Source organism: uncultured Hyphomicrobium sp. (genome assembly GCF_902826555.1).
Taxonomy (GTDB): domain Bacteria; phylum Pseudomonadota; class Alphaproteobacteria; order Rhizobiales; family Hyphomicrobiaceae; genus Hyphomicrobium_C.
Genome location: NZ_CADEFI010000020.1, coordinates 39,986 through 56,244, shown reverse-complemented (window position 1 = coordinate 56,244; position 16,259 = coordinate 39,986). Strand labels below are relative to the sequence as shown.

15 protein-coding genes are annotated in these 16,259 nt (G+C 61.6%); 7 read left to right on the top strand and 8 right to left on the bottom strand.

The features are described from left to right. Positions 1 to 17 precede the first annotated feature (17 nt). Positions 18 to 1,168, top strand: a protein-coding gene (locus tag QZV93_RS10370; protein ID WP_295558190.1) for an IS3 family transposase whose coding sequence is annotated in 2 segments (ribosomal slippage) — positions 18 to 267 and positions 267 to 1,168 — 1,152 coding nt in all. Because the reading frame shifts where the segments join, the coding sequence is not laid out codon by codon here. A 319-nt stretch (positions 1,169 to 1,487) separates the two neighbouring features. On the opposite strand, the gene asnB is transcribed toward QZV93_RS10370, so the two are convergent. Then, positions 1,488 to 4,019 (bottom strand): asparagine synthase (glutamine-hydrolyzing), encoded by a 2,532-nt coding sequence (gene asnB / locus QZV93_RS10365; protein ID WP_295558186.1) that lies wholly within the window; start codon positions 4,017 to 4,019, stop codon positions 1,488 to 1,490. 380 nt (positions 4,020 to 4,399) lie between these two features. On the opposite strand from asnB, the gene QZV93_RS10360 reads away from it, so the two are divergent. The 3 genes from QZV93_RS10360 to wecB all read left to right on the top strand — a co-directional run bounded on the left by QZV93_RS10360 (position 4,400) and on the right by wecB (position 7,454). After that, on the top strand, positions 4,400 to 5,338 hold the full coding sequence (locus QZV93_RS10360; protein WP_295558184.1) for an NAD-dependent epimerase/dehydratase family protein: 939 nt from the start codon (positions 4,400 to 4,402) through the stop codon (positions 5,336 to 5,338). Positions 5,339 to 5,347: 9 nt separating this feature from the next. After that, complete coding sequence (locus tag QZV93_RS10355) at positions 5,348 to 6,274, top strand: NAD-dependent epimerase/dehydratase family protein (protein WP_295558183.1); 927 nt, start codon at positions 5,348 to 5,350, stop codon at positions 6,272 to 6,274. A 127-nt stretch (positions 6,275 to 6,401) separates the two neighbouring features. Beyond that, positions 6,402 to 7,454 (top strand): UDP-N-acetylglucosamine 2-epimerase (non-hydrolyzing), encoded by a 1,053-nt coding sequence (gene wecB, locus QZV93_RS10350; RefSeq protein WP_295558181.1) that lies wholly within the window; start codon positions 6,402 to 6,404, stop codon positions 7,452 to 7,454. Positions 7,455 to 7,529: 75 nt separating this feature from the next. Here wecB and QZV93_RS10345 read toward each other — a convergent pair whose 3' ends face one another. The 7 genes from QZV93_RS10345 to QZV93_RS10315 form a co-directional block, all read right to left on the bottom strand. Further along, positions 7,530 to 7,874 carry a hypothetical protein gene (locus tag QZV93_RS10345; protein ID WP_295558179.1) on the bottom strand — a complete coding sequence of 115 codons (345 nt, stop codon included), beginning with the start codon at positions 7,872 to 7,874 and terminating at the stop codon, positions 7,530 to 7,532. An 81-nt stretch (positions 7,875 to 7,955) separates the two neighbouring features. Continuing rightward, positions 7,956 to 8,129, bottom strand: a complete 174-nt coding sequence (locus QZV93_RS10340) for a hypothetical protein (RefSeq protein WP_295558178.1) — start codon at positions 8,127 to 8,129, stop codon at positions 7,956 to 7,958. A gap of 68 nt (positions 8,130 to 8,197) precedes the next feature. Continuing rightward, positions 8,198 to 8,641, bottom strand: a complete 444-nt coding sequence (locus QZV93_RS10335; protein ID WP_295558177.1) for a GAF domain-containing protein — start codon at positions 8,639 to 8,641, stop codon at positions 8,198 to 8,200. Positions 8,642 to 8,666: 25 nt separating this feature from the next. Then, entirely contained in the window at positions 8,667 to 9,251 is a 585-nt protein-coding gene (idi, locus tag QZV93_RS10330; protein ID WP_295558175.1) for an isopentenyl-diphosphate Delta-isomerase, read from the bottom strand. 11 nt (positions 9,252 to 9,262) lie between these two features. Continuing rightward, positions 9,263 to 10,639, bottom strand: a complete 1,377-nt coding sequence (locus tag QZV93_RS10325) for a nucleotide pyrophosphatase/phosphodiesterase family protein (protein WP_295558173.1) — start codon at positions 10,637 to 10,639, stop codon at positions 9,263 to 9,265. Positions 10,640 to 10,656: 17 nt separating this feature from the next. Further along, a complete protein-coding gene (locus QZV93_RS10320; protein WP_295558171.1) occupies positions 10,657 to 11,121 on the bottom strand; it encodes a c-type cytochrome in 465 nt (154 codons plus the stop codon). 123 nt (positions 11,122 to 11,244) lie between these two features. Beyond that, positions 11,245 to 12,645, bottom strand: a complete 1,401-nt coding sequence (locus tag QZV93_RS10315; RefSeq protein ID WP_295558170.1) for a PQQ-dependent sugar dehydrogenase — start codon at positions 12,643 to 12,645, stop codon at positions 11,245 to 11,247. A gap of 498 nt (positions 12,646 to 13,143) precedes the next feature. Here QZV93_RS10315 and QZV93_RS10310 point away from each other — a divergent pair, with 498 nt between their 5' ends. Genes QZV93_RS10310 through QZV93_RS10300 form a run of 3 tightly spaced genes read left to right on the top strand, consistent with a single transcriptional unit; the run spans position 13,144 to position 16,228 of the window. Further along, positions 13,144 to 14,355 carry a 3-dehydroquinate synthase gene (locus QZV93_RS10310; RefSeq protein ID WP_295558169.1) on the top strand — a complete coding sequence of 404 codons (1,212 nt, stop codon included), beginning with the start codon at positions 13,144 to 13,146 and terminating at the stop codon, positions 14,353 to 14,355. After that, a complete protein-coding gene (gene eboE, locus QZV93_RS10305; RefSeq protein WP_295558167.1) occupies positions 14,355 to 15,554 on the top strand; it encodes a metabolite traffic protein EboE in 1,200 nt (399 codons plus the stop codon). The genes QZV93_RS10310 and eboE overlap by 1 nt, the downstream gene beginning before the upstream one ends. Continuing rightward, positions 15,551 to 16,228: a UbiA family prenyltransferase gene (locus tag QZV93_RS10300; protein WP_295558166.1), complete on the top strand. Its 678-nt coding sequence runs from the start codon at positions 15,551 to 15,553 to the stop codon at positions 16,226 to 16,228. The genes eboE and QZV93_RS10300 overlap by 4 nt, the downstream gene beginning before the upstream one ends. Positions 16,229 to 16,259 lie beyond the last annotated feature (31 nt).

Below are 16,259 nucleotides of genomic sequence, written 5' to 3'. Positions count from 1 at the left end.
TAGAGAGGAGCCGGACGATGAAGCGGAAGCGGTTTTCGGAAGAGCAGATCATCGCCATCCTGCGCGAGCACGAGGCGGGCGTGGCGACGGCAGATCTCTGCCGCAAGCACGGCATGTCGAGCGCGAGCCTCTATGCCTGGAAGGCGAAGTTCGGGGGCATGGATGTCTCTGACGCGCAGAAGCTCAGGGCACTCGAGGCGGAGAACGCCAAGCTGAAGCGGCTGTTGGCCGAGCAGATGATCGACAACGCGGGCCTGAAAGACCTGCTGGCAAAAAAATGGTGACGCCCGCGCAGAGGCGAGAAGCCGTCGCGCATCTGATGGCGGGGCGTCAGATGAGCGAGCGTCGGGCGTGCCGGGTGGCCGGCGTCGAGCGCGCTTTGGTGCGTTACCGCTCGCGGCGGCCGGACGATGCAGAGCTTCGCACTCGTTTGAAAGCCTTGGCGCATGAGCGCCGGCGCTTCGGCTATCGACGGCTGCACGTGCTGCTCTGCCGCGAAGGCTGGGCGGTAAACCGGAAGCGGGTACAGCGGCTCTACCGCGAGGAGCGGCTGATGGTGCGCAAGCGCGGCAGCCGCAAGCGCGCGTTGGGGCTTCGCGCGCCGCTGCCGGTTCCGGATCGGCCCAACGCCTGCTGGTCGCTCGATTTCGTGCACGACCAGATGACGGACGGGCGGCGCTTCCGCGTGCTGGTCATCGTCGACGACTGCACGCGCGAATGTCTGGGCCTGGTGCCGGACACGTCGATCTCGGGTGCCCGCGTGGCGCGGGAGCTCGACCGCATCATCGCCTGGCGCGGCCGGCCTGCAGCGGTTCTTTCCGACAACGGCACGGAGCTGACCTCGAACGCGATCCTGGCCTGGGCGGACGAGCGGCGCATCGCGTGGCGGTACATCCAGCCCGGCAAACCGGTGCAGAACGCGTTCGCGGAGAGCTTCAATGCCCGGCTGCGCGACGAGCTGCTGAACGAGACGTTGTTTCGCTCGCTCGGCGAGGCACGGCGGCTGATCGAAGCCTGGAGGCACGACTATAACCACCATCGCCCGCATTCGAAGCTCGGCTGGCTGACGCCGGCCGGCTACGCGGCGCGCTGGCAGGAGAACGAAGAGCTTGAAGGACGCTCATCGGGAGCGTTCAATGACGACCGGATTCCAGTTGCCCCCGGATAAAAGACGGGGGTCACATCAGGGAAGAAAAAGTGTCCCACTTTTCGATAACCTTTTGAAATCCCTCAAACGTGGCATTCCCCTACGGGCGCCACTCAGGCAAATTTCCATTGATACTGCTGTGTTTTTCCAGACCCTAGGATAGGTTTGGGAATTCGATGTCAGATCGGCTCCGAACAAGCCGGTCGATGGCGGCTCTTGCCCGCTTCTTCTGCTCAGCCGTTTTCGTGTTGTGTGCAACCTCGTCCAGACCGGCGCGGCCAGTGAAGTCGCGAGACCGGGTCGGGCAGGGCTACAAACGCGCACGAAGGGGCGGTTAAAATTAGCCGTCCACAACCGATCTATGCCACAGCTCAAGGCTGAGGAGCGCCCAGATGTTTCGGCTGTAGACGCTCTGGGAATCGAGCAGCTTGTCGACGGGCAAGCCGTTGCGGAGATAGGGGCGGGATTGCGCCGTGGCCGATCCCAGGAGGTCACCAACAAGCTCGCGCGCCTGGCCCTTCTTCTTGAGCCATAAGTTGAGCGGCACCGGAAAGCCCATTTTGTCCTTTCGGTTGAGCAAGGCGACCGGCAGTTTGTCGCTGAAGACGGCCCGCGGCATGCGCTTGAGCTCACCACCTGCGAACTTGATGTCGGCCGGTACGGTCGCGGCAAACTCGATCAGCGGGTGGTCGAGGAAGGGAACGCGCGCCTCGATGCCGTGCGCCATGCTCATCCGATCCTCGACTTGCAGCAGTGCCGGCAGCAGGGTCTTGAAGTCGAAGTGGGTCATCGAGTCGAAGTAGGATTCTTTGCCGACGTTCGCGCCCCAGAAGATTGATTTGAACCGTTCGAACGTTCCGGTTTGGTCAATGACACCGGGGGCAAGGATTTCGCCGAACGTGTTGGTGCGGTTGACGAGACGCCAATATCTCTCATCGCGACCGTTGAACAAGCCATCCGACCAGAACTCGCGCAGCATGGGTTTGTATTGTTGCAGCGAGACCAGGTTCGGGATGATGGACTCGTATGAGACCACGTATTTCCCGTCGTGAAGGGACCCTTCGATGGCACCCTTGATGCACTGCTCGAAGTAGGCGATGAGGTATCGCGCGTAGCCACCGAAAATCTCGTCGCCGCCCTGGCCGCCCAAGACGACTTTCACGTGATTGCGGACGTTTTTCGAAACAAGATATTGTGGGAACGAGCCGGGACCCGCATTCGGCTGGTCCATGTGCCAGATCACTTTGGCAATGTTGTCGACGAAATCCTGCTCTGAAATATCGGTGACGTGCAGATCCATGCGGTTCTGATCGGCAACCGCTTTCGCGTAGTGGGATTCATCGAAATCCTTGCCGTCCAGGAAACGGCCATTGAAAGCCTGGAAGCGTCCGTCAGGACGTTGCTCGCGAGCGAGGGTCGCGACCAGGCTCGAATCGATGCCACCGCTCAAATAGCTGCCGATCTCGACATCCGCACGAAGATGCATGCGGATGGAGTCGTGCATGAGTTCCTGAAGCCGCTCCGAGAACCACTTTTGTGTGTGGGAATAGTCGATGGTGTACTGGACCTCCCAGTACCGCTTGGGATTTGGGACCTCTCCCAGCCGGACGGTCGCGCGATGAGCAGCCGGAAACTGGGCGACATCCGTCAGCATCGTCTTCTCGCCGATGCAGAACTGGAACGAGAAATAATCAGAAAACGCCGCGGCATCGATCTCCCGTCGATCCAGGAAAGGCAGCAGCGCCTTGATCTCGGAAGCGAAAAACAAGCCGCGGGATGTGTTCGCCCAATACAGCGGTTTGATGCCGAAGCGATCGCGGGCGAGGAATACGGTGCGCTCGATGTTGTCCCAGATGGCGAACGCGAACATGCCGCGCAGCCGCGATACGCAGTTCTCGCCCCACCGCTCGTAAGCCTTGATGATAACCTCGGTGTCGGACGTCGTTCGGAACAGCGCGGCGCCGAGCTCCTCGCGCAACTCGATATAGTTGTAGATGTCGTACCTGCCGATTTCCGGCAAATTGTTGGGATGCGGAAAATATGCAATTCGAAGATCCGGTCTCGGCCCGCCTTCTTCGAAGACCCCCTGGATGATCGTATTCGTGTTGGCGTCTACGAAGTGCCATTCGCCGTCGAAGAACACCTTGTTGGCGATGTGACCTGGCATGGTGACGAACATATTTTCGATGCGTAGCCATGTCAGAAACGACGCGAGCATCGCCGAAAAGTCGGAGCAACAGCCGATCTGCGCATCCCTGTAAGCCTTGAAGGTGGGGGTGAGGGGCTTGAAGTCCGTCTGCTCGTTGAGGATTGCGCATCCGCCCTTGCGCTTGTTCTTCAACTGGGCATTTCCGTAATCGTAGAACGTCGATACGATCAACATGGCCCGCGTCGTGAGCTCGCGCGCGTTGGCAGGGTTCGACCTGTCGATGTCGGCCATGAACTGGGTGGACAGGGTCGACCAAAGAGCGTCGGCACTCTCGCTTTTCGCCTTGAGCTCTCTGATGATCGCGACTTTGTCGAGGTAGGGGTTGTTGCCGGCGATCAGCTGCGCGCCCTTGGCCTCCAGAGACGGTGATTTCCGGCCTACGAACATATCGCGGCGGGCGGTCAGCGGCACCGCCGCAACGAGCATGAGCAGGACCGCGAGGATGGCGCGGGAGCGAACCAGGAAAAGTGCGGGCAGAGTGAGGATCGCGGACAGCGCCGAAAGGGCCATCAGCCGCTTGACGGAAAGGACGAAATAAGACGACGGCAAGAAGCTGATGTGCTCGCGCAGCTCGAAAGCCAAAAAAAGGACTGCGAAATAGAGAAACAGCAGGCCCAGATAGATGGCTACGGCGCGCTCCTTAGTGAGCTTCAGTTGTGGCATGCGCCGCCGCTCCGCCAATCCCCGGTCCGGACCCTGTCCTACTGGTCCTTGGACGCTCAAGTTCATTATCGAAGTCCCCCGGACATGGCAACATTTCGGTTGCCCGCAGGCTTGAACCGCGCTCCGCCTATCTGTAGCGTCACAAGGACGCGGAAGCGGACTGCCGCGTCCTTCGGCCGGCGTCTGGGAGACGTGCGGAGGAGCCTTGGGGAGAAGGGGAATTTTTCGCTGGCGTTTTCAAAAGATGCTATGGAAAACGTGGTCACAACTTAACACGCCGAACCGAGCGTAAAGCTAACAAGCGGCTCCCGACCCATCGGGGCCGAGCAGCGCTTCCGGCCGGCGGCGGGCAGAATCAACCCTCATCGCAAAGGGACGTTATGAACAAAGTCGTCGTGACTGGCGGCCTCGGCCAAATTGGTTCGCACGTCGTCGAGCTACTTCTGGCGCGTGGCGACAAGGTTGTCGCCGTCGACAATCTGGCGACCGGGCGCAAGGAGCACCTGACGGAGCATCCGAATTTGACGGTGGTGCTGGGGTCGATCGCCGACAAGGCGATGGTCGATGGCCTGTTTGCGGATTTCAAACCGGATGCCGTCGTGCACACCGCCGCGTCCTACAAGGATCCCAACGACTGGTACAACGACACGCTCACGAATGTCGTCGGCGGCAGCAACGTCATTTTCGCGGCGAAGGAGAACAAGGTCGGCCGGTTTGTCTATTTCCAGACCGCGCTCTGCTACGGCGTGAAGCCTCTGCAGCAGCCGATCCGGCTCGACCATCCGAAGTTCCCTGCCAATTCCAGCTACGCGATCACAAAGACGGCCAACGAGGATTTTCTAGCCATCTCCGGGCTCGACTTCGTTACGTTCCGACTGGCGAACGTGGTCGGACCGCGCAATGTCAGCGGCCCGCTGCCCATCTTTTTCCAGCGCCTGCGCGACGGTAAAAAGTGCTTCTGCACGAAAGCGCGGCGCGACTTCGTTTTTGTGAAGGATCTCGCCCGCTACACGGTCAAGGCCGTCGACGGCACGGGCAACGGGACCTATCATTTCTCGTCGGGCACGGACATTGCCATCACGACGCTGTATGACGAAGTGGTGAAGGCGATGAAGCTCAACACCTATCCCGAGCCGGACATCCGCGACCTCGGTCCGGACGATGCTCCGTCGATCCTGCTCGATCCAAGCCGCACGTTTGCGGACTTTGGCGAGATCGAGTTCACTCCGCTGTCGCAAACCGTGCAGGCAGCCGTGGACTATTACCAGGATTTCGGCGTGCACGGCGAATACACGCACCTCGCGCACGAAAAGAAATAGACGGTCGCCATGCGTATTCTGATCACGGGCGGAGCCGGGTGCTTGGGGTCGAACCTCATCGAGCACTGGCTGCCGTCGGGCCACGAGATCCTGGCTCTCGACAATTTTGCGACGGGCAAGCGCGATGTGGTGCCCGAGGTGCCAGGGCTTTCGGTCGTCGAGGGGTCGGTCGCCGATCAGGCAACCGTCGATGGCTGCTTCTCGTCTTTCAAGCCGGAAGTCGTTGTCCACGCGGCGGCGGCCTACAAGGATCCGGACGACTGGGTCGAGGATTCCCGCACGAACGTCATCGGCAGCGCGTACGTGGCGAAAGCGGCGGCGGCGCACGGCGTGAGCCGGTTGATCAACTTCCAGACGGCGCTGTGCTACGGGCGCCCCTCGCAGCTACCTATCCCTGTCGAGCATCCAACGGCGCCGTTTACGAGCTACGGGATCAGCAAGACGGCAGGCGAGCAGTACGTTCTTCTGTCGGGCGTGCCGGCTCTCTCGCTGCGCATCGCCAACGTGACAGGGCCGCGGCTCGCCATCGGTCCTATTCCGACCTTCTACAAACGTCTCAAGGCCGGCCAGAAATGCTTTTGCTCCGACACGGCGCGTGACTTTTTCGACATGAGCGACTTTCTTGCCTTCATGGATCTTGCGATCAAGCCCGGTGCTGCCACGGGTGTCTTCAATGTTTCGAGCGGCGAAGCGCATTCGATCAAAGAAATCTTCGATATCGTCACGGATTACCTCGGCCTTGGACGGATCGATGTGCCGGTCGTGCCGGCGGCGGCGGATGACGTGCCGGTGGTGGCGCTCGATCCCGCCAATACGGCGCGGGATTTCGGTTGGAAGGCCGAGCTGGGGTTTGAAGAAACGATACGCCGGCAGCTTGCATGGTACGATCGCTACGGCGTCACCGACGTCTATTCACATCTGCAGGGGAAGGGCTGATGCACTTTCCGTGCTCGGGGACGCTGCCCGGATGGCGCCGGTCAGGCTTTGAAATCGAAGGCGGCAAGCGAGACTTTCCTGCGCGTGCGTGTGCGCGCATGCGGACGCATCCTGTTGCGGAACAATCATGATCGTATCCATTCTCGGGGCTCGTCCTCAATTCGTCAAAGCAGCCGCCGTTTCGCGTGCTCTCGCAGAAGCGGGCATCGATGAGAAGATCGTCCATACCGGGCAGCACTTCGACGACAACATGTCGGATGTCTTTTTCCGGGAGCTGGGGATCTCGGCGCCGGCGCTCAATCTCGGCATCGGTGGCGGAAGTCACGGTCAGAATACCGGCCGGATGCTCGAGGCCATCGAGCGGGCTCTGATCGACTTCAAGGCCGATCATGCCCTCGTGTACGGCGATACCGACAGCACGCTTGCCGGTGCATTGGCCGCCTCGAAGCTGCATATCCCCGTCGCGCATGTGGAAGCGGGCCTCAGGTCGTTCAATCGGCAGATGCCTGAAGAGATCAATCGCGTCGTGACGGACCACGTCTCGGATGTCCTGTTCGCGCCGACGCAGACGGCCATGACCAACCTGGCGCGCGAGGGGCTCACGCATTGCCATCTCGTGGGCGATGTCATGTATGACGTGGCGTTGCACTACGGGGCGCAGGCCGAGGCGCGTTCGACACCGATCGCGGGATTGCCAGCTGAATTTGCTCTTGCGACCGTGCATCGCGCGTCCAACACCGATGATCCTGTTCTGCTGGCAGCCATTCTCGAAGGCTTCGAGAAGAGCCCGCTTCCGGTGGTGCTCCCCTTGCATCCGCGCACACGAAAGATGATCGGCTCGTTTGGGCTGGCCATTCCGGCGCGTGTCATCGTTTGCCCGCCCGTGGGCTTTCTCGACATGGTTTGGCTCGAGCGGCGGGCACGGGTGATCCTCACGGATTCCGGAGGCGTGCAGAAGGAAGCCTATTTCCAGGGCGTGCCGTGCGTGACGCTGCGTGAGGAGACAGAATGGACCGAGTTGGTCGAGGCGGGATGGAACAGGCTTTGCCCCCCGACCAGCGCGCGAGCGATCGTCACCGCCATCGAGGAGGCGCTGGCATCTTCGCCGGAGCCGGTGACGCTTTACGGCGATGGAAATGCCGCGGGCAAGATCGCGGCCATCCTTGCGGGTCGAGCTTAGGTGGGCGTCCCGACTTGAAGGGCGTTGCCTCGTCGGTGAAAACGCAAAGCGAACACAATGGCCGATGTCTCGCTGCTATTCGCAGGGATAGATCGTGGCGACGACTTTGGCGATCACGATGTTGGCTTCCTCTTCCGCATGCCCGAAGCGGGCCGCGGAGAGACCAAGCCGCACATGTTCGAGCACGGAAACCGGAATGCTCGCATTGTGAACCATGGCTGAGCTGAATGCGGGCGGGAGGCAGACTCGTCTAGCGGCGTTGCTGTTGAGGTACGTCAGGCGCTCCTGGATGCGAAAGAAGCAGTGTCCTAGGTTCTCTTCCTTGCAATGCCGGACAAACTCGTAGACGGGCTCTGCCCGAGCAGAGCCGTGGGGCAGAAGGAGCCCAACGGTGAGCAGCAGCTTGAGCGTGTTCGACATCTCCACCTCCGCCAAGTTGGATACCCGTCGAATTCAGCAGGGCGGTGTTCATACCGGCCGCCGGCTGAGCATATGACAGGATCATTGCGAGGGGATGCGGCTTTTCCACGCTTTCGCGGCAATCAACCCCGCCGACGGCAGGCAGATTGAGGCAAGCGATGCCAGCCAGAAATCCGGCCCGGTATCGGCCGCGGCACCGAGCCCCGCGTAGACCGCGCCGACCCCGACGTTGGCAAGTGCCGTGATGGCAATCATTTTCCGAGTTTCGAGCCCAGCGGCCGGTCGCGCGATCCGGAGCTGCTGCTCGAAGCGGTCGTAATGGGCTAGGCGCCGCGGCGCTCGGCGGCCAGCCGGCGTCCTTCGAGGACGAGGCGCGCTATTTCGTCGTCGGAGAACGTTCGCTCGGATCGGTTGGCGACCCCCAAGGCGCCGATGACTGTGTCGCCGTCGAAGATCGGCACGACGATAGAACCGGCAAGCCCGGTGGCTTTCGCACCCGGCCGAACGTCGCCGCTGGCATCGGTTTGGATATTGCACGCGGTGACAGGTTCGGCCCGCTCGACGGCAAGCCCGGCCATTCCCTTGCCAACCGGGATCGTGCGTATGAGGGCAAGCACGGCATCGGGAAGGCCCGACGTTGTTGCGGCGAGGTGGAGTTGTCCGTCGTCGCCTAGAAAATGAATGGTTCCACTATCGGCGCGATGGTCGCCGACGATGCGAGCCAGGTCGACCGAGTAATCGTGATCAGGGTTTCTCTGGATCGCCATGTGCTACCTCTCGCTGCGCTCGATGCTAACGCGTGACGGCTTCGCGGGCTGCGTCCTCTGCGGACGATCTCGCGCTCTGTGCCGGTGGCTCGAAAGCAAATGGCCATTCCTCCGCCAGGTAGCGCTGGAACCAGACGCTGAACCTTGCTGGCGCCGTGCGGACATCGTCGCGGACCACATCGAGGGTCGTCCACTGGTACCCTTCCGCCTCCGCGGAGTCGGGCGCCACGGCGCCGTCATAGGTCCCGCGGAACACGTGCACGATCTCGTGCTCCACGAGCCCGTTGCCGACCTCGGCGCGGTAGATGATCTTGCCGAGCCATTCGAGCGGGCAGGTGAAGCGCATTTCCTCGCCGAGCCTGCGCTGAGCCGCGGCAGCGACCGGCTCGGCCGGGCGGGGATGTCCGCAGCACGTGTTGGTCCAGAGGCCGCCGGAGTGATACTTGGTCGCGGCGCGCTTCTGCAGCAGCTGGCGACCCGCTGAATCCCAGATGATCACCGAGAATGCGCGATGCAGCAGGCCACGCCGATGCGCGTCGATCTTCTCGGCCGTTCCGATCTCCCGATCATCGGCGTCGACCAGGATGACGGACTCGCACGCAACGGCCATGATCGAGTTCCTCATTGATCAAAAATGTGGGACAGCATCAGACCCTTCACCGCAGTGGCTTCGACGGGACCATTCGGAACGAGATGCGGTTCCGACGATAGAAAGACAGGACCGTGATCTTCGGGACCATCGGCCCGGCCGTGAGAGCCTTTGACCAGGGAAGCATCGAGCGGAATGACATCCATCAACGTGCGGAAGCCGAGCGCTTTTTTCATGAGCCGCCAGCCGATGGCGAGCTTTGGACTGCGGATCTGCGGATCGATGAATAGCTCGGCCGGGTCATAGCCGGGCTTTTTGTGGATGTCGACCGTGCGCGCGAAGTCCGGCGCGTGCCCGTCGTCGAGCCAATAGTAGTAGGTGAACCAGGAATCGGCGTGCGAGAGAACGACAAGCTCGCCCGACCGTTCGTGATCGATGCCCCAGCGGGCCTGCTCGTTGCGACCGAGGATATGAGCGATGCCCTCCAGCCCGTCGAGGCAGGCTCGTGCGGCGCGCACATCCTCGGCGTCTCGAACATAGACATGCGCAATCTGATGGTCCGAGACCGCGAAGGCGCGTGAGCACGGGATGTCGAGGATTTCGCCGCCATCCTCATCGCGAACGGACAGAAGACCCGCCTGACGCAAGACGCGGTTGATGTGAACCGGCCGGTTCACGGGCACTATCCCGTACTCGGAGAGCACGATGACTCTCCGATCCATGGCTTGGGCGTGCTCAATCAAATCGCCGACGACCGCGTCGATTTCGGTGATGTCCTTGGCGATGTGCGGATGGTCGGGCCCGAGCCGCTGAAGGCCGTAGTCGAGGTGAGGCAGGTAGACCAGTGTAAGCGTCGGATTATGCGTTGAGAGCACATGCTTTGCGGCCTCAGCGATCCAGCGACTGGATTCGATCGACGTCGCCGGACCCCAGAATCGGAACAGCGGAAAGGCACCAAGCGTATTCGTGAGCTCGCCGCGCAGCTCCGGTGGATCGGAATAGCAGTCCGGCAGCTTGCGCCCGTCGGCTTTGTAGATTGGGCGCGGCGTGACTGTGATGTTGGTCGAAGCGCCCATGGCGTACCACCAGAACAGGTTGGCGCAGGTGAAACGCGCATCTCGCGCCTTCGCCGCATCCCACACGCGCTCTCCTGCGACCAGTTTGTTGGATTGGCGCCAGAGCCATATCTCCATGAGGTCCCGGAACAGCCAGCCGTTGCCGACAATGCCATGCGCGCTCGGGGCCTCGCCGGTTACAAAAGTCGCCTGCACGGAGCAAGTGACAGCGGGCGTTACCGTCTTGAGCGGGCGCAAACATCCGGCGGCTGCAAAACGGCTCAGGTTGGGCGTGTGCGGCCCCATGAGCGCAGGCGTCAGACCGACCATATTTATGACGACGGTTGGATGCATCGTCTCGCTGGGCGCGACTACTTTTTGAGCGAATGGATGTAGGCGATGATCTTGAGGATCTGGTCCTGGGTCACGCCGCGTTCGGAGAATGAGCGCATTGCGCCCGAGGCTCCGGAGTGGATGATCTCGAATATGCCGACGTCGGTGTTGGCGCGTGAATTGACGTAGACATTATCGACAAGGCTCGGCCCCATGCCGCCGCGACCGTCCTCGAGGTGGCATGCCTGACAGTTCTCTTCGTAAAGCGTCTTGCCGGCCGCCAAGGCGTCGGCGCTGCCGGAGTAGGGATTTACGCCGTCCTTGCGGAACGCCTTCACGGCGTCGGTGATCTCCTCGCCCTTGATCGGCGCGAGGTCGAGGACCGAGTCGTCGAGCGCGTGACGAAATTCGATGTCGGCGAGTGCGGGCTGAGCAAATGCGGCAGCGGCGAGCAGGATCAGCCACCGCGCCTTGGATGTTGAGACATGCATTTTCGAAGCCATGAACAGCGGATCCGTGTGATTGCGTGGGAATTGCGGTGTCGCGAGAAAACGACAGGCCCTTGCGCTTTCGGCGCGAGGGCCTGCCGCAGATCATGAAGCGTGGTGCATCAAAGACCGTGTTCTCTACTTTTTGGTCTTTGCAACCTCAGCCCCGGCAGGAACCTTGTCGGCCGGAACAATCCTCCACAGCGCACCCGGCGGGTTCGCAGCGGCGCCCTTGTCGTCGAGGTAGAAGCAGTTGCAGTTCACTGCCAGCACGGTGCCGTCCTCGTCGTTGTTACCCGCCGTGAACTGGAGAGCAGTCTGTGCGAGCTCCTGGAGCTGCCATTTGCTGCCGTCCCAGCCGGTCGCGAACACGCGGCCCGAGCACCAGTCGCCGGTAAGGTAGGCCCCGTCGAGACCAGCATAATCGGCGACGCCGAGGCCCATGACCGAGCAGCCCCAGCCGTCCTTTAGCTTCTCAGCTCCGGGATAGGGCTCCTGGTGCGGATACTCGGCTGCCGGAAGCACGCCAACGATCGGGCACTTGTCATCCGGACCCGTCATCGGATGGCAGTTGGTGCCCATGTTGTGTTTCCAGCCGTAGTTCTCGCCGCCCTTGCTCGACGCGGGCTGCCAGTTGATCTCCTCGAGATGGTTCTGGCCCACCTCTGCGATGAAGAGATCGCCCTTTTTGTTGAAGTGGAACGCATAGGGGTTGCGCAGGCCGTAAGACCAGATCTCGCCCCGGGCGCCCATGTGGATCTTGGAGAAGCCCTCCTCGGTAATGCCGAAGAGCGTCATCATGCGATCCTGATAGGCGCCGGCCCACGGGTTGTCCTTGGGGATGGTGTAGGCGACATCGTCTGCTGTATCGACGTTGATGCGCAGCATCTTGCCCCAGAGCATGTTCTTGCTCTGGCCCGCGTCGAGCGGGTCGCCTTCCCAGCCGGCGTCGCCCTTGCCGATATAAAGATTGCCGTCGGGGCCGAACTGAATGCCGCCGCCGTAGTGATTGTAGTAGGGCTGCGGGATGTTCATGATGACCTTGACGGTCTTGTTGGCGTGCTCGACCGAAACCACGTCCGGGTTCGCCGGATCGACGGTATAACGGGCGATGATGTGCGCGCCGTTGAACGGCAGGGACGCATAGCTGACGAAGAAGTGGCCGTTCTCCTTGAACTTCGGATGGAATGCCACGGCCCAGAGACCCTGCTCGACGAAGCCGGTCTGAACCTCGCTGCCGAGGGGGCTGTTTTTGGTCAGATCAAGGAACGGCTTCTCGTTGACCTTGCCGTCCTTGGTGACGATCTTGATCTTTCCCTGACGCTCGACCACGAAGATGCGGCCGGTGCCGTCGCGGGCCGACGCCACGCCGACGGGATCGAGAAAGCCATCGGCTACCTTGACCAGTGCAATCTTCGGATCTCCGGGCAGCTTGCCGCCCGGGCGTGCCACTTGATCGGCTGTCTTGGGAACCTCTTGCGCGAGCGAAACCACCGAGCCCGTCATGAGGAGGCCAGCCGCCAATATCGACGCGGACATTATAAACCGCATTCGCATTTGGACGTTCTCCCATTTCCACGTTAGTTTTATGACTGATTATTTTTGCGCGTCGGCTGATTGTATTGCGGCGCGCAAAAATGCAAGCGCAGTGCCGAAACAGCCCTTGCATTGCGCGAAAGACTATCGCGCGATTTTTATAGAGCAACGAATTCATTGCTTATGGCAATCAAGAAAATTTGAATATGAGGAAATTTTTTGAAACTGGGAAGTTTTCCGAATGCTCTATGGCAAAACATCCAATCCCGCATCGGGATTAATTCCCGATAATCCGATTATTGCGGGCTTCAGGCCCTAAGTGCCGTCATATGTGCTTTGTTATTCGGCACGGGCGGTTGTTGCCAGCGTCCTTCAAATGGAGCAGAACGGAATGCGGTGGAGCTGTCCGCCGAGGTTGGCGCTCGCGGCAGCCCGGGAAAATGTCCGCGTGACTTGCGGTGCTTTTACCCGAAACAACGAAACGGATTTTGGGGAAACGTCGTGTCACGAGAAGTCGCTCTCTCTATTCCGCAACTGCAATCTGAAAACAATCATCGTCTGTTTTTGCAGCGGTTTTCCGTATCTTTCCATTTCTCCGTCTCGTTTACTCGTGATGTCTTTTCCGAGGACAACAGAACGCTTATCGACGCGGTTGGTGAAGCGGGTGCCCGCGGGGTTCACCGGGTGGCCTTCGTTATCGATGAAGGCGTTGAACGTGAAATGCCGGATCTCAAGCGGCGCATTTCGGCATACGTGGGGGCGTGGCCCAATTTAGCGCTCGCGGGGCCTGTCGAGACGATTGTCGGCGGCGAGGCCGCGAAGAACGACGCTGCGCACGTCACTCAGCTTCAGAAGCGCTTTGTCGCGTTGGGGCTCGACCGTCATTCCTATGTCGTTTGCGTCGGCGGCGGCGCGGTGCTGGACCTCGTCGGATATGCGGCGGCTACGACGCATCGCGGCATCCGGCACATTCGCATTCCGACCACCGTGCTCGCACAGAACGATTCCGGCGTGGGCGTCAAAAACGGCATCAACGCCTTCGGCATGAAGAATATGCTCGGCACCTTCGTGCCGCCCCACGCGGTGATCAACGACTCGGTCTTCATCGACGTGCTGCCGGGACGCGACAAACGCGCTGGCATGTCGGAGGCGGTCAAGGTTGCGCTCATTCGCGACAAGGCCTTTTTCGAGTGGATCGAGGAGAAGGCGGAGGCGCTGGCGATCTTTGCTTCCGAGCCGCTCGAAAAGCTGATCCGCCATTGCGCGGTGCTGCACATGCGCCAGATCGCACACGGAGGCGATCCCTTCGAGCGCGGCAGCGTTCGGCCTCTGGATTTCGGGCACTGGGCGGCCCATAAGCTCGAAGTGCTTTCCAACTACGAATTGCGCCATGGCGAGGCGGTCGCCATCGGGATCGCGCTCGATACGCGATACTCCGTGCTGTCCGGCCTGCTGCCCGCCGGCGAGGAATTGCGCGTGTGCCGTCTTTTGAAACGGCTCGGGTTCGGGCTTTGGCACGATGCCTGTGATCTGCGCGACGGTTCGGGTGCGCTCATGCTTCTCAAGGGGCTCGAGGAATTCCGCGAGCACCTTGGCGGTGAGCTCACCATCACCCTTCTGAAGGAGCTCGGAACCGGAATCGAAGTCCACACCATGGATGCCGGGCTCATTGGCGAAGCGCTCGACTGGCTCCGATCGGAGGCCCTGGCCTGATGCAGCTATCCCTGCCCGGACAGCCACATCTTACCTACTGTACGAACATTCATGCGGGTGAAACCTGGGCGGACATCCGCTCGGCGCTGGCGTGCCATCTGCCGGTCGTCAAGCAGCAAATCTCTCCCGATAGGGCAATGGGCGTCGGACTGCGGCTTTCGGGCGTGGCGGCGCGCGAGCTTTCCGATCCCATCACGCTGGCGGAGTTCAAGCGCTTTCTCGCCGGCGGCGGCTTCTACGTGTTCACTGTCAACGCGTTCCCCTATGGCAACTTTCACGGCGCACGCGTGAAGGAGCAGGTGTACGAACCCGATTGGCGCGGCCCGGAGCGGCTGCGCTTTACAAATCAGGTCGCGGACCTCCTGGACGATATCGCGCCGGCCGGCATTGCCACGAGTATCAGCACCGTGCCGGGCGCGTTTCGTGCCAACGCGACGACGCCAACCGACATTGCACAGATCGTGGAAGGGTTCGTGCGTGCCGCGGCGCATCTGGACGGAATTCTGCGTCACAGGGGCCGCACGATCGCGCTCGCCATCGAGCCCGAGCCCGCGTGCTTTCTCGAAACCACCGCAGAGGCCATTCGCTTCTTCGAGACGCACCTATTTGCGGAACCGGCGCGGGCTCTGTTCGCCCGCCTCACCGGCACGGCGGTTGCCAAAGCCGAGGGCGCGCTCCGGCGCCACATCGGGCTCTGTTTCGATGTCTGCCATTCGGCGGTGGCCTTCGAGGAGACCGCGGCGGCACTCGCGGCCGTGCGCGCCGCCGGAATTTCCGTTGCCAAGCTGCAGCTCAGCGCGGCTCTGCGCGCAACGGTCGAACCCTCGCGGCTCGAACGCCTCCTCGGACGTTTCGACGACGGCATCTATCTGCATCAGACCGTCCAGCGGCGCGACGGCGCGCTCACGCGACATACGGATCTTGCGGATGCTTTTGCAGCCGTGCGCCGCGGAGAAGCAGGCGGAGAATGGCGCGTGCACTGTCACGTGCCGGTGTTCGTCGACCGTTTCGACGCGCTGGAATCCACGCAACAAAATCTTCGGGAGGCATTGGCTCTTTGCCGTACGCGAGAGGTTTCGCCTCATCTCGAAGTGGAAACCTACACCTGGAGCATCTTGCCGGATGAGTTGAAGTCGCAGGAGCTTGCCGGCGATATCGTGCGCGAGCTGCAATGGGTGCGGACGGAGCTCGGCGCGTGATCACGCTTCCTGCCCTGTTGCATCTGGCGCGCGTCTCCAATCTGCCGACGGTCTGGAGCAACGTGATTGCGGCTTCTGTTCTCGCGGGCGGCTTTTCTGCCACGGGTCTGGCTTTGGTGTTGCTGGCGATGTCGGCACTCTACACCGGCGGCATGGTGCTGAACGATGCGTTCGATCGCGATATCGATGCTCGCGAGCGTCCCGAGCGACCGTTGCCAGCCGGTGCCGTCGCGCCCGCCACGGCGTGGATCATCGGGGGCGGCCTGCTGGCATTCGGGGTTGCTCTCCTGGCGACGTTTGGGACCGAAAGCGCCGTCGGCGGTGTTGCGCTTGCGGCTGCCATCCTGGTCTACGACGCCTGGCACAAGGGCAATCCGTTTTCACCATTGATCATGGGGTTGTGCCGCTCGCTCGTCTACGTGGGAACCGCGCTCGCGGCAGGAGCGGTGCTATCCGCGCCTATCCTAGGTGCGGCGCTGGTGCTGCTCGCGTATGTCGTCGGTCTCACTCAACTCGCGAAGCGAGGTTTTCCGCATGTTGGGGCGTTGATTGCTGCCATCGCGCTCGTGGATGCTGCCGTTGCCGTTCTTGGCGGCAATGCGATCGCGGCGTTGGTCTGCGCCGGTTTTTTCCTTCTCACGTTGGCTTTGCAGCGGATCGTTCCCGGAACCTGACGAGCATGCTCATGAGTGCGCATCATCCCCC